Source organism: Streptococcus sp. P25B114 (assembly GCF_053010325.1).
On sequence record NZ_JBRKNW010000031.1, the window covers coordinates 1 to 9809 of the forward strand.

Annotated in this window: 10 protein-coding genes; 4 read left to right on the plus strand and 6 right to left on the minus strand. The window is 45.3% G+C overall.

The window, feature by feature from the left end:
• Window positions 1-126 precede the first annotated feature (126 nt).
• From ACVC7T_RS10610 to argR, 5 genes are all read right to left on the minus strand, one after another.
• Entirely contained in the window at window positions 127-573 is a 447-nt protein-coding gene (locus ACVC7T_RS10610) for a DUF3021 domain-containing protein (protein ID WP_394733956.1), read from the minus strand.
• Complete coding sequence (locus ACVC7T_RS10615; RefSeq protein WP_105122403.1) at window positions 570-1013, minus strand: LytTR family DNA-binding domain-containing protein; 444 nt, start codon at window positions 1011-1013, stop codon at window positions 570-572. Before ACVC7T_RS10615 ends, ACVC7T_RS10610 begins: the two co-directional genes overlap by 4 nt.
• A gap of 148 nt (window positions 1014-1161) precedes the next feature.
• The gene (locus ACVC7T_RS10620) at window positions 1162-2082 is read right to left on the minus strand and encodes a magnesium transporter CorA family protein (protein ID WP_172009683.1); all 921 of its coding nucleotides are present in this window, start codon (window positions 2080-2082) and stop codon (window positions 1162-1164) included.
• A gap of 37 nt (window positions 2083-2119) precedes the next feature.
• Window positions 2120-4651 carry a DNA mismatch repair protein MutS gene (gene mutS, locus ACVC7T_RS10625; RefSeq protein WP_447262927.1) on the minus strand — a complete coding sequence of 844 codons (2532 nt, stop codon included), beginning with the start codon at window positions 4649-4651 and terminating at the stop codon, window positions 2120-2122.
• Window positions 4652-4664: 13 nt separating this feature from the next.
• A complete protein-coding gene (gene argR / locus ACVC7T_RS10630) occupies window positions 4665-5105 on the minus strand; it encodes an arginine repressor (RefSeq protein ID WP_105110242.1) in 441 nt (146 codons plus the stop codon).
• Window positions 5106-5208: 103 nt separating this feature from the next.
• Between argR and argS the strand changes: the two genes are divergently transcribed.
• Window positions 5209-6897, plus strand: coding sequence for an arginine--tRNA ligase (gene argS / locus ACVC7T_RS10635; RefSeq protein ID WP_447262928.1), 1689 nt, complete (start codon window positions 5209-5211; stop codon window positions 6895-6897).
• Window positions 6898-7347: 450 nt separating this feature from the next.
• Window positions 7348-8760, plus strand: a complete 1413-nt coding sequence (locus tag ACVC7T_RS10640; RefSeq protein ID WP_105160866.1) for an SH3 domain-containing protein — start codon at window positions 7348-7350, stop codon at window positions 8758-8760.
• Between the two features lie 47 nt (window positions 8761-8807).
• On the opposite strand, the gene ACVC7T_RS10645 is transcribed toward ACVC7T_RS10640, so the two are convergent.
• Entirely contained in the window at window positions 8808-9326 is a 519-nt protein-coding gene (locus ACVC7T_RS10645; protein ID WP_105110245.1) for an ABC transporter permease, read from the minus strand.
• An 89-nt stretch (window positions 9327-9415) separates the two neighbouring features.
• Here ACVC7T_RS10645 and ACVC7T_RS10650 point away from each other — a divergent pair, with 89 nt between their 5' ends.
• Window positions 9416-9556: a hypothetical protein gene (locus tag ACVC7T_RS10650; RefSeq protein WP_161948257.1), complete on the plus strand. Its 141-nt coding sequence runs from the start codon at window positions 9416-9418 to the stop codon at window positions 9554-9556.
• Window positions 9557-9687: 131 nt separating this feature from the next.
• Window positions 9688-9809: helix-turn-helix domain-containing protein (locus tag ACVC7T_RS10655; RefSeq protein WP_447262929.1), on the plus strand; the 122-nt coding region annotated here is incomplete at its 3' end.

The window sequence follows — 9809 nt, forward strand, 5'->3', positions numbered from 1 at the left end:
GTATTTAGGACGTTAAATGAGGTAATCGATAAACTTGAAGAGGTTATTCAAACCTTAACTGCTTATCAACTAAAATCAATTGTACATAGAGACTGGACTTCCGCTATTTTTGATTTTAACTGAGTATTATTTATCCAAAGAACGATTGATTCGTTCAATTTGTTGGCGCATCTGATGGATATTAAACCAATAAATCAAGGCATAAATCAAGATAAAGAGCATCCAGAAAAAGAGCAGTCCTGCAAGATTGACTGGAAACCATCCCGCTAAAATCGATAGCGGTGTAAAACCGATTGCCGTTACCAGAAAATGCATCACCATCATCCGAACCAAGCTCCAATCTTGCTCAAAAATCTTGTCCGCAGCTTGGAAGAGGACACCGATTGTCCCCCAAATAACAACCGAAATCAGCATAATCAGCGGCTGCGAAAACCGCTCCAGATAAATGGCTCCCATGGTCGAATGAGGATTAATTGGCAAATAGTAACCTTCGCCAAAGAAGCTTGCCATAACAATTGAAATTAAACTACCAATGGTAACACCCAAAGATGCCGATAAGAGATATTTTTTCATAATCCTAACCTTTCTTTAATAACTTTCAAATAACGGCGAGAGGAATATGTTCCCGCCCCATTTTTCATGACTAACTTGACCAAGCCATTAGGTGTCTGTTTTAAGTGACCCAATTGCTTCAAGTTGATGATTTCTGACTGAGAGACCTGTAGAAAATCCAATGACAATACTTCCTTGACCTGATAAAGCCGCAAATCTGACTGGTAAACTGCATCCCTCGTCTCAATCTGCAATATTTTATTTTCCAAATAGAGTCGGTAAATCTCCGACAACTCCAACAAGTGAACCTCCTCACCTTTTTTGACCGTCAGACGCTCCGCCTGCCTACCAAAGGTCTCAATCATTTCCACCAAGCTACTAATCTGTGCTGTTAATTTTCTCGCTTCAACCGTAACCAAATCTTCTAGGATTTCGGGCGAGATAGCAACCTTCACTTTCATAAACTCTCCTTTCTTTATTTAAAGCCAGCTAACTTCTATGACTATTAAACCGGATCTATAGACCGATTTCAATAGCCTGTCGCCATTCGGTCAAATTCAACGTCTAAACGGCAAAAAAGCCAGAACCACTGTTCTGACTAACATCATTTTAACGTCTAGTCTCCTTGCGCATAATGCGATTGAGAAAGAGTGCAATCACTACCCACAGCCCCGCCGAGAGGATAATGACCCAAAACCAAGACTGGCTGATTTTCATGAAAATACTAGGAAGTTCCACGTTCATACCGAAAAATCCTGTGACAATGGCTGGGATGGCCAAAAGGATAGATAATTTGGTCATGGTTTTCATGGTATCGTTCAAATTGTTGTTAAGGACATTATTGTAGGTGCCTTCCAACTTCTCGATGACTTGGGCTGATAGATTGGTCATTTCCATCAGCTGACGGGCCTCGATGTGGGCATCTTCCAATTGTTCCAGTTCATCTTCCGACAAGCTTTTGTAAAAGGTCTGCCCCTGCAATTGTTCCAATAACAAAGCATTTTGCTTGCTGGCAGAGGCCAGATAAACTAGACCAGTTCCCAAATCTGACAATTCCAAAAGAGATTTTTTAGTCGTCTCATCGCGCAAGACCCTGTTTAATTCCGAACTTTTGCGGTTCAATTTCTCCAGAACTGGGAAATAGGCTTTTGAAATCAGAAACAGGGCAGTGAAAACAAATTCTAGCATGGTCGCATCCTGTCGCCTATGCAATATTCGTTCAAAACTGGCCTGCAAATAATTGGTATCCTCACCAAAAATCGTCAGTAACTGATTGCCAGATACAAAGAAAGACACCGGAGCTGTCTGGTAGGTCAAATCTGACTTAGAATTTGAACGCAGGGCATTGTAAATCACCAACAGTTCCTGACTATGTTTGTCATACTCCAAACGCGCAAATTCGTTTTTATCCAATACGTAGGACAGGATTTCCGAATCCAAATGGAGATTTTCCTTCAAAAAATCAATATCTGTTGTCTCGCCCGCATCTGCCACCAACCATGTAAAATGAGTTGTCGTGATTTTTTTCATTCCTTACCTCAATTATTTCTTCCTGCCGATACTCATCTCACAGCTTCTTCTTCAACTCTGCAACCACCATCATGACCTCCATAGGGGTCATATTGTGGATGTCCAGAGCCTGCAATTCATCCAACACAGGATGGCTGCTAATTTCTGCAAACAAATCCAACTGCCCCAAGGCTGGTTCACTCACTAGATTTGGCTGACTGGACGGCGCATGATTTTCCAATTGCTGCAAAATACTATCCGCCCGTTTGAGCAAGTCCTCTGGCATACCTGCGATTTTGGCCACATGGATACCGTAAGACTTGTCGGCAGGACCTGGCGCAATCTTGTGAAGGAAGGTCACCTGACCATTTTGCTCCAAGGTCGACACATGGACATTCTCCAAGTGCTCCAAGGTCTTTCCTAGTTCGGTCAATTCATGGTAATGGGTCGCAAACAAGGTCTTAGCACCAATCTTGTCGTGGATATACTCAATAATGGACTGGGCCAGAGCCATACCGTCGTAAGTCGCTGTCCCACGCCCCAACTCGTCAAAGAGAATGAGCGAGCGGTCTGTCGCCAAACGCACGGCCTTGTTGGCCTCCATCATTTCTACCATGAAGGTCGACTGCCCACTGACCAAATCATCCGCCGCACCAATCCGAGTGAAAATCGCATCAAAAATTGGCAATTCCGCCTGATCAGCCGGCACATAGGATCCCATCTGCGCCATGATAACAATCATAGCCAGCTGGCGCATATAGGTCGATTTACCGGACATATTGGGGCCTGTAATTAGTTGCATATGGGTTTCTCCATCCATATGGATCGAGTTGGGAATATAGGTCTGCTTACCCATAACCTTTTCTACTACGGCATGGCGACCTTGGTCAATGGTCAATTCGCGATGCTCCGTAAAGGTCGGACAAACCAAGCGCTCTTGCTCCGCCACAACCGCAAAAGACTGCAGGACATCAATAGTCGCAATGGTACGAGCCAATTTCTGCAGGCGACCGATGTATTTCTCCACTTCTTGACGGATGCGCATAAAAATCTCGTACTCCAGATTGGCTGATTTGTCACGCGCCTCCAGCATCTGACCTTCGATTTTGGATAATTCTTCCGTCCCATAGCGCTCCGAATTTTTCAGCGTCGCCTTACGGAAAAAATGTGTTGGCACATTACTTAAGTTGGAATTAGTCACGTGAAAATAGTAACCATCTTTTTTATTGTAATCAATCTTGAGATTATTTATACCAGATGCCGTCCGCTCCTTGGCCTCAATTTCCGCAATCCAGCCCGCACCCTCACGCATGACCAGACGATACTGATCCAGCCTTTCATCAAAGCCCGTCTTAATGATATTGCCATCGGTAATCGGTCCATTGGCCTCTGGGTCAATAGCAGAGCTAATCAGCGCATGAAGTTCTGGGATAGAATCCAGCCCCTGAACCAAGCTAGCCAGAGCAGGCTCTCCCATCTGCGACAGGATATTTTTGATAGCCGGCACATTTCCCAAGGTCTGAGAAAGTTGCAAGAGATCCTTGGGCAAGGTTTTCCCGAAGGATACTCGGCTGGCCAAGCGCTCAATATCATAGACCCCTTTCAGCGCCTCAATCAAGTCGCTACGCTCAAAGAAATAATCCAAAAAGACCTGCACAACTGCCTGCCGCGCCTCAATTCGCCCCTGATCAATCAAAGGACGGTCAATCCAAGTCCGCAAGAGCCGCATCCCCATAGCCGTCTTGGTCTCATCCATGAGCCAGTAAAGACTGCCATGCTTTTTGCCAGTTCGCCCATTTTCCAGCAAATCCAGACTGGACTTGGTCGCATAATCCATCTGCAAATAATCCTTGATTTCATAGTGGACTACCTTTTGCAAATGCGCCAAATCTCGCATCTGGGTCCTATGCAAATAAGACAGCAATTTCCCTGCTGCAGCCTTCTCCAAGTCCGTCAAGGATTGGTCAATCAGATGAACGTCATCTGCAACCTCATCCTCAAAAGACAGGAGCAGATTCATCTGATTGGCAAACACCTGCTCTTCCTCTTCAGAAAGGGTAAAGCCGATGACCACTTCACGCGCCCGCAGATTACGGATTTCTCCGCAGAGACTAGCAAAATCATCCAAACTAGTCACGAAAAATTGTCCGGTTGCCACGTCCATATAAGACAGGGCAAAATGAGCCCCGCTACGCTCAATGGCAACCAAGAAATTGCTGTCGGCTCCCATTTTCGAGGAATCCGTCACCGTCCCCGGAGTGATGACCTGAACTACTTCACGCTTGACCACACCGACAGCCTGCTTAGGATCCTCCATCTGCTCAGCAATGGCGACCTTATGCCCCAGCTCCACCAGCATATCAATATATTGCTGGGCTGCATGATAAGGCACACCGGCCATGGGAATAGGATTGTCCGCATTCTTATTGCGACTAGTCAGAGACAGCTCCAAAATCTGAGCCGCCTCGACCGCATCTTCATAAAATAACTCGTAAAAGTCTCCCATACGGAAAAGCAAAAAAGCATCTGGATATTGCGCCTTAATATCCAGATACTGCTGCATTCCTGGAGAAATTTTTTCTGTTGCCATAGTCTCTCACATTCTATACTAAATAAGAGTTAATCTCTGCCTCTACCTGCTGGGCCGCTGACTCGTCTCGGCAAATGACTAAGAGGGTATCAGCTCCTGCAATGGTTCCCAAGATTGGCGCAGGCTTTTCCGCGTCAATAATATTGGCCATCAAGGCCGCTTCACCCAAGTCTGAGTGGAGTACCAAGATAAAACTAGCGCGCTCGACCTTGTAGGCATACTGGGCCAGCAATTGGACAAAGTGGACCTGGTCATCCTCGACAGTCATGGAATAATAGGATCGTCCACCCTCATACACTTTCACAACTCCCAGCTCTCGCAAATCCCTAGAAAGAGTGGTCTGCGTTACCACAACCCCCTGCTCTTCCAGGCCTCTTTGAATATCTGTTTGACGACCGATTTTTTCTTGACGAATCATAGACTTGATCAAGTCATGGCGTTCTAGCTTGTTCATCATCTTACCTCTGAATGTATATTTATAAATATTATATCATTTTTCACAACTATTGACTTAGAATTATGTTAAAATAGAATCAATAACTCCTGGAGGGATTTTTATGAATCATAAACAAATGATTGCTGAAAAATTGGCTGCTGTGCTTCCTAACTTGGAAGTTGAAGCCATTTATGCACTGCTTGAAAAACCAAAGTCATCCGAAATGGGCGACATCGCCTTTCCAGCTTTCTCACTAGCAAAGGTTGAGCGCAAGGCACCACAAGCCATCGCAGCTGACATTGTTGAAAAGCTGGATACTGCAGGTTTTGAAAAAGTCGTGGCAACTGGTCCTTATGTCAACTTCTTCTTGGACAAGGCCGCAATTTCGCACGATGTCCTGACCCAGGTCATCACCGAAAAGGCAGACTACGGTCAACTAGCTATCGGTCAAGACCGCAATGTCACTATCGATATGTCTAGCCCTAATATCGCAAAACCCTTCTCTGTTGGACACCTCCGTTCGACCGTTATCGGGGACGCTCTGGCAAATATCCATGCAAAACTGGGCTACAAGCCAATTCGTATCAACCACCTGGGCGACTGGGGCAAACAGTTCGGTATGCTGATTGTTGCTTACAAACTATGGGGCGACAAGGCAGCGGTTGAAGCTGACCCAATCTCTGAATTGCTCAAACTCTATGTCCGTATCAATGCTGAGGCCGAAGAAAAACCTGAACTGGACGAAGAAGCTCGCCAATGGTTCAAAAAATTGGAAGACGGCGACCCTGAAGCAAAAGAATTGTGGCAATGGTTCCGCGACGAAAGTTTGGTGGAATTTAACCGCATCTACGACAAGCTAGGCGTTACCTTCGACAGTTTCAACGGTGAAGCCTTCTACAATGACAAGATGGATGAAGGAATTCAAATCTTAGAAGAAAAAGGCCTGCTCCATGAGTCTAAAGGTGCCCGCATTGTAGATTTGGAAAGCTACAACCTGCCACCAGCCCTCATTATGAAAACAGACGGTGCCACACTTTATATCACCCGCGACATCGCTACAGCTATGTACCGCAAGCGCACTTATGACTTCGTGAAAAACATCTACGTCGTTGGTCAGGAGCAAATTAACCACTTCAAGCAACTGAAAGCTGTTCTCAAGGAAATGGGTTTCAACTGGAGCGACGATATGAAACATATCACCTTCGGCTTGGTGACAAAAGACAAGAAAAAATTGTCTACTCGTAAGGGAAATATTATCCTGCTCGAGCCGACGCTTGATGAGGCTATCTCACGCGCCCTTTCTCAAATCGAAGCTAAAAATCCAGACCTGGAAAACAAGGAAGAAGTCGCGCATGCAGTCGGGGTCGGGGCTGTTAAGTTCTACGACCTCAAAACCGACCGCGACAACGGCTATGACTTTGACCTAGAGGCTATGGTATCCTTCGAAGGTGAGACTGGTCCTTATGTTCAATACGCATACGCCCGCATCCAGTCTATCCTGCGCAAGGCTGACTTTACACCAAGCGCTGACAATGACTACAAGCTGGCTGACGCAGAAAGCTGGGATATCATCAAGCACATCCAAAACTTCTCAAATGTTGTTGAACGTGCCGGTGACAAATTTGACCCATCTTTGATTGCCAAATACGCCATCAATCTGGCTCAAGCCTTCAACAAATACTACGCCCACACACGTATCCTGGACGAAAGCCCAGAACGTGACAGCCGTCTGGCCCTTGCCTACGCAACTGGTGTCGTTCTCAAAGAGGCTCTCCGCCTTCTCGGTGTCCAAGCCCCTGAAAAAATGTAATCCATCCCAATCCTTGACCATTTTGGTTAAGGATTTTTTATTTTTCCCAATTTTTTTGGAAAAATTCCAGCCGACTTGCGAACAGAGTAAGTGAGGAGGCGAGGAGCAGTCAATCAACTCCGAATGCTCAATGAAGGTCATATCCAGATTAATACTCTTCGAAAATCATCTTATCCGTTGTCAACTTGCCTTGGTGAACTCCAGTTCTACCTTCGGCGTCGTTTCCTAGGCTACTTTTGATTTTCATTGAGTATAAGCAACGAATCTGAATGTGAGGTTCATTCAATATAAATCTAAATTTCATAAAGAACTAAGAAACTGTAGTCACAAGCAAGCTACCTTAATTAGCTCAAATGCCGAGCTGTGAATACAGGTTCTAACCCCCAATCCTGAACAATATGATTGACTGCCTCCGAAACTTCCACATAAAAATTTTTCAAAGGAGTCTGAATGACAAAACAATCACTTACACACCATGCATCACGCTTTTCTATCCGAAAATATTCTTTCGGTGCTGCCTCAGTCCTGCTGGCAACTGTCAGTCTGCTAAATGCCCAACTGGTTGCGGCTAGTACGACAGCTTCTACCACCAATCCTTCTACGGCACAAGCAGGTAGCCCAGTTCAAACGAGTCAGGCAAGTCAAACAAGTACTGAAACAAGTACATCTTCTACCAATACAAACCAAGCCAGCCAGCAAACGACTGCTACAAAGACCAGTGATGCAGGAATAATTTCCAAGCCACAAGAAGTGATTACCCCACAAACAAATACAAGTACGATACAAGCAGTAGCTCCTGCAACTACCAGCAGTAGCTCTGCCATTTCCAAAAACCAAGCCAGAACCATAACAATCCCGCAAACAGCTGGGACAAGCAATACCACGACAAATACTGGGACCGCGCGCACTGCGGTCACTCCAAGTAACCAAATGCGAACAGCTAGCACAACAACCACTTCTGCAGCCCTTGGGGACAACTATCCCTATAAAATTGGCTGGCAGGTCGACCCTTGGGGAATGTACACGCGCCAGTGCACATCCTTCGTCGCCTTCCGCCTCAGTACTACAAACGGCTTTACCCTACCGCGTGCTTACGGTAATGCCGATGTTTGGGGTTACCGCGCCCAACGTGAAGGCTACCGCGTAGACATGAACCCTGCCATCGGCTCTGTTGCTTGGTGGAATAGCATGCACGTGGCCTGGGTATCCGCTATCAATGGTGATATGGTAGAGATTGAAGAATATAATTTTAACTATAATGAAAGTTACAATAAACGCTGGATTCATAAAAATTCAGTCAGCGGCTATATTCATTTCAAGGACTTGACCGGCTATTCTGGAGCGACTACCACTACACCGGTCTCGACGACACCAACCAAGCCTGCAAGTTCAACAACCAACCTAGCTCCAAGCGGAACCTACACTTTCACCGCCCAAACCGCCATCAAGGCTGAGGCAAAAATAGCTAGTCCAACCTTGGCAAACTATCAAGCAGGGCAAAGCGTTAACTACGACCGTGTCTTGGAAGCAGACGGCTACCAGTGGATTAGCTACCTCAGCTTTGCTGGAAATCGTCGCTATATACCGATTAAAAAATTGACAACAACCGCTACTACTACGACCACACCTACTCCAAAACCTGCACCAACCAGCCCAAGCACACCGGCCCTACCTTCGTCGGGCACCTATACCTTCAAGAACCGATTGGCCATTCGAAATCAAGCTAGTTTATCAGCTTCGATTCTAGCCTACTATGACGTCGGTCAAAGCGTCAACTATGACCGAATCGTTCAGGCAGAAGGCAAGCTATGGTTGAGCTACTTATCCTATTCTGGTGCTCGTCGCTACATTGCCCTACCTTAAGCAACAAAAAAATGCACACGCTACATCGGCTGTGCATTTTCTAATTATTAGATGTCGGTTGCATTGGTTGCTGCATTTGGCTTTTCCTTGGGCTTACGCAAATGGAAAAATACAGTCACACCAAAATAGATAGCAAACAAGACAATATTGACAATATAGCCTCCCATCAAGGTTGCAGATGTTCCTTGGCGGGTCAATTCATCCGTGAAGATAGAGACTAAGCCCTTACCACCAATAAAGGCGTAGGTGTTAAATAACAAGGCTCCAAAGACATAACCGAGATAGGTAAAGGAGGCCTGCTCGTTCTTTTTCATGAAGAGGAAGACGATTGTTGCTACTACGGTCAACAGCAAAAGCGCTGCCAGAACCTTATTGATAAGATTTGTTTGGAAACCGATAGCCTCCTTGGTATAGATGAGGAAGTTTTCGTCTATACTTGGAGCACTTTGCACCAGTTGAAGCATGGCTTCCTCATTATAATGTGAGAAAAATGCATTGTAGACCCGCAAGAGACTGGCAATAGCTGATAGAGCTACAAAAATATAGAGATGAATTGGTCTTTTCATAAGAATACTCCTTTTTACATTATATTACACGCTTATATTTGTTTTGTCAATATAATTTTGATATAATAATCACAAAGGAGGGCTTTGAGATGAAAAAACGAAAGTTCTATAATGAAGTTAGCCACCCCAACCTAGCCAAAAAACAGCTGTTTCAACTGGTTCAGCTGTCTGTTCTGGTTTCGTTTGTTAACAGGCTTGGACCTGTTAGGCTGGTTTACCAAGGCGAATGAGAGCCTTGGCTGAGCCAACAAAACAGGTTCAAGGGTACCTGTTGACAAATGAAAGTTCCTTGTAGGTAAAAGAAAACACCTCCGTGTTATACTTGTAGTTCACCACAAACACAAGGTAGGAAGACACGGAGATGCATACACATTATACACCAAAAGGAAAACATTTGACAATCGAAAACCGCAGACAAATTGAACGGTGGAAAGGCGAAGGGAAATCCAATCGGGAAATCGCTCGCTTATTGGGAAAGGCTCC

Excerpts from the sequence above, each read along its gene's own strand:
- ACVC7T_RS10610 (WP_394733956.1), bottom strand. The coding sequence starts at position 573 with ATGAAAAAATATCTCTTATCGGCATCTTTGGGTGTTACCATTGGTAGT.
- ACVC7T_RS10615 (WP_105122403.1), bottom strand. The coding sequence starts at position 1,013 with ATGAAAGTGAAGGTTGCTATCTCGCCCGAAATCCTAGAAGATTTGGTT.
- ACVC7T_RS10620 (WP_172009683.1), bottom strand. The coding sequence starts at position 2,082 with ATGAAAAAAATCACGACAACTCATTTTACATGGTTGGTGGCAGATGCG.
- mutS (WP_447262927.1), bottom strand. The coding sequence starts at position 4,651 with ATGGCAACAGAAAAAATTTCTCCAGGAATGCAGCAGTATCTGGATATT.
- argR (WP_105110242.1), bottom strand. The coding sequence starts at position 5,105 with ATGAACAAGCTAGAACGCCATGACTTGATCAAGTCTATGATTCGTCAA.
- argS (WP_447262928.1), top strand. The coding sequence starts at position 5,209 with ATGAATCATAAACAAATGATTGCTGAAAAATTGGCTGCTGTGCTTCCT.
- ACVC7T_RS10640 (WP_105160866.1), top strand. The coding sequence starts at position 7,348 with ATGACAAAACAATCACTTACACACCATGCATCACGCTTTTCTATCCGA.
- ACVC7T_RS10645 (WP_105110245.1), bottom strand. The coding sequence starts at position 9,326 with ATGAAAAGACCAATTCATCTCTATATTTTTGTAGCTCTATCAGCTATT.
- ACVC7T_RS10650 (WP_161948257.1), top strand. The coding sequence starts at position 9,416 with ATGAAAAAACGAAAGTTCTATAATGAAGTTAGCCACCCCAACCTAGCC.